The sequence below is a fragment of the Amycolatopsis keratiniphila subsp. keratiniphila genome (assembly GCF_001620365.2).
GTDB classification, from domain to species: Bacteria; Actinomycetota; Actinomycetes; order Mycobacteriales; family Pseudonocardiaceae; genus Amycolatopsis; species Amycolatopsis keratiniphila.
The window spans coordinates 1-2,685 of sequence record NZ_LQMT02000052.1 but is presented as its reverse complement, the minus strand read 5'-3'; the positions used below and the strand labels follow the sequence as shown (position 1 = coordinate 2,685).

At 69.8% G+C, this 2,685-nt stretch carries 3 protein-coding genes; 2 read left to right on the top strand and 1 reads right to left on the bottom strand.

All coding sequences use genetic code 11. The annotated features are described in order from the left end of the window. Together AVR91_RS41100 and AVR91_RS41095 are read left to right on the top strand one after the other, a co-directional pair. Positions 1–798 (top strand): acyl-CoA dehydrogenase family protein (locus tag AVR91_RS41100; RefSeq protein WP_076857556.1); only part of this gene is annotated, 798 nt, incomplete at its 5' end. Beyond that, positions 795–1,910, top strand: a complete 1,116-nt coding sequence (locus tag AVR91_RS41095; protein WP_063276184.1) for an acyl-CoA dehydrogenase family protein — start codon at positions 795–797, stop codon at positions 1,908–1,910. The genes AVR91_RS41100 and AVR91_RS41095, both read left to right, overlap by 4 nt. Before the next feature lie 49 nt (positions 1,911–1,959). On the opposite strand, the gene AVR91_RS41090 is transcribed toward AVR91_RS41095, so the two are convergent. Continuing rightward, a complete protein-coding gene (locus AVR91_RS41090) occupies positions 1,960–2,577 on the bottom strand; it encodes a TetR/AcrR family transcriptional regulator (protein WP_016333237.1) in 618 nt (205 codons plus the stop codon). Between the last annotated feature and the right edge of the window lie 108 nt (positions 2,578–2,685).

The following is a 2,685-nucleotide window of genomic DNA, read 5'->3' as shown; positions in this document are numbered from 1 at the left end:
CGCGCGGTGCGCGACGGCGACGACTGGGTGGTCACCGGACAGAAGGTCTGGACGTCGGGCGCGCACAAGTCGCAGTGGGCCATCCTGGTCACCCGCACCGATCCCGACGTGCCGAAACACCGTGGCATGACGTACTTCCTGTGCGACATGACCGCGCCGGGCGTCGAGGTCCGGCCGCTGCGGCAGATCACCGGGGAGGCCGAATTCAACGAGGTCTTCCTCAGTGAGGTCCGTATTCCCGACGCGCACCGCCTCGGCGCGGTCGGTGAAGGCTGGAAGGTCGCGCAGACCACGCTGATGAACGAACGGGTCGCGATCGGCGGGACCGAGTTCCCGCGTGACGGCGGCATGGTCGGCGTCGTCGCCGAAGTCTGGCGGGAGCGCCCGGAGCTGCGCACGTCCGAACTGCACGACAGGCTGCTGAAGCTGTGGGTGGAGGGCGAAAGCCTGCGCCTGGTGAGTTCGCGGCTGCGGCAGCAGCTCGCCGCGGGCGCGCCGGGGCCGGAGGGGTCCGCGGTCAAGGTCGCGTTCTCCGAGCTGAACCAGGCCGCGTCCGGGCTGGAGATCGAGCTGCTCGGCGACGAGGGTCTGCGCTACGACGACTGGACGATGCGCCGTCCCGACGGCGTGAACTTCCTCGGCCGCGAGGCCGGCTATCGCTATCTGCGCGCGAAGGGGAACTCCATCGAGGGCGGCACCTCGGAGGTCCTGCGCAACATCATCGCCGAACGCGTGCTGGGCCTGCCGTCCGAGCCGCGGATCGACAAGGACGTCGCCTGGAAGGACCTGCCCCGATGAGCGACCTGCTGTACACCGAGGTCGAAGAGGACCTTCGCGCGAGCGTCCGCGACCTGTTCAAGGACCGCGCGGAACCGGCGGCCCTGATCACCAGGACCGAGACGGCGGAACCGTACGACCTGAAGCTGTGGCGCACGCTCGCCGCCGACCTCGGCACGGCGGGTCTCGCCGTCCCGGAGGCGCTGGGCGGGCACGGCGCTTCGGCGCGGGAGGTCGCCGTCGTGATGGAGGAGCTCGGGCGCAGTGTCGCCCCGGTCCCCTATCTCGGCAGCGCCGTCCTGGCGACGTCGGCCCTGCTGGCGACCGACACGTCGCAGGCGGAAGTGACCGAACGGCTCGGGAAACTGGCCGCGGGCACGCTCATCGGCGCGCTGGCCGTACCGCTGTCGACCGCACCCGGCGCCGAGTTCCCCTCGGCGGTCACCGCGGCGGCCGACGGCACGCTCAGCGGCGAAGTCCGCAGCGTCGTCGACGCTTCGGTGGCCGAACTGCTCGTCGTCCCGGCGGCAGGACCCGACGGCCCCGGCCTGTACACGGTCGACGTGGCGTCGGCGGGTGTGACGGTCACCGAGGCGATCTCCCTCGATCTCACCCGGCGCATCGCCGACGTGACCTTGGAGAACGTGGCCGCGAAACGCGTCGCCGACGCCTCGACGGCGACGTCCGCGCTGGACACCGCACTCGTCACCGCGGCGGGGCTGCTCGCCTCGGAACAGCTCGGGATCGCCGAGTGGGCGCTGACCGAAACGGTGCGCTATCTCAAGGAGCGCTACCAGTTCGGCCGTCAGGTCGGCTCCTTCCAGTCGCTGAAGCACCGGCTGGCGAACCTGTACACCGATCTGGTCAACGCCAGGGCGACCGCGCGGTACGCCGCCGACTGCCTGGCCTCCGGCGACGACATCGCGATCGCGGTCGCGGTGGCGCAGGCCCGCAACTCCCCCATCGCCGTCCACGCGGCCGAAGAGGCGATCCAGCTGCACGGCGGGATCGGCATGACCTGGGAGCACCCCGCGCATCTGTACTTGAAGCGTGCGAAGAGCGACGAGATCGCCTTGGGCACTCCTGGGCGGCATCGCGCGGCTCTCGCGCCGCTGATCGACCTGCCCGCCTGATCCACCCGGCGGGGTTCGTCCGGAAACCGTCGGACCCCGCCGAACGGCTCTACTCGGGCCGTAGCGCGGCCAGCAGGAGATCGGCGAAGTGGTCGCCGATCTGGCGGGCCGAGAGCGCGCCGCCACGCCGGTACCACGAACCGAGGTGGTGCACGGAGCCGAAGAAGAAGTCGACGATCACGTCGGCCGGTTTGTCCCCGCGGAATTCGCCGGACTCCTGGCCTTCCTCGATCAGCGTGCGGAACCGCTCGTGGTACTTGCGGCGTTCCGCGCGGACGGCCTTCTGCTTCTCCACGCTGAGCTGATGCATGGACTGCATGAAGATCGTGTTGTCGTCGAGGTTGTCGATCGTGCTGACGATGACGTCGGAGGCGGCGGAGCGCAGGCGCTCCCGCAGCGGCGCCTCGCTCGAGGCCACCTTTTCGAGTTGCTCGGTCTGCGAGCGCAGCACCCGGGCGTAGATCTCGTAAAGGAGGTCGTCCTTGGAGCCGAAGTAGTGGTACATCGCGCCCTTGGTGACCCCGGCCGCCTCGACGATCTCCTGCACGGAGGTGCGGTCGAAACCCTTCTTGGCGAAGAGCTTCGTGGCGTGCGACAGCAGACGGCGCGGGACGGCGGCCTGGTCTTCGCCGCCTGCCTCGGCCTTCCGGGTGGTCGCTCGTGTCATGACCGGCTCCTTCTCGTGCGGACACTCAGCATACCGGCCGGTTTGTCGACGCACGGGAAAAGGGGACTCAAGATCGCGTGATCAGGCACGTGACTCGCGTGACTGGAT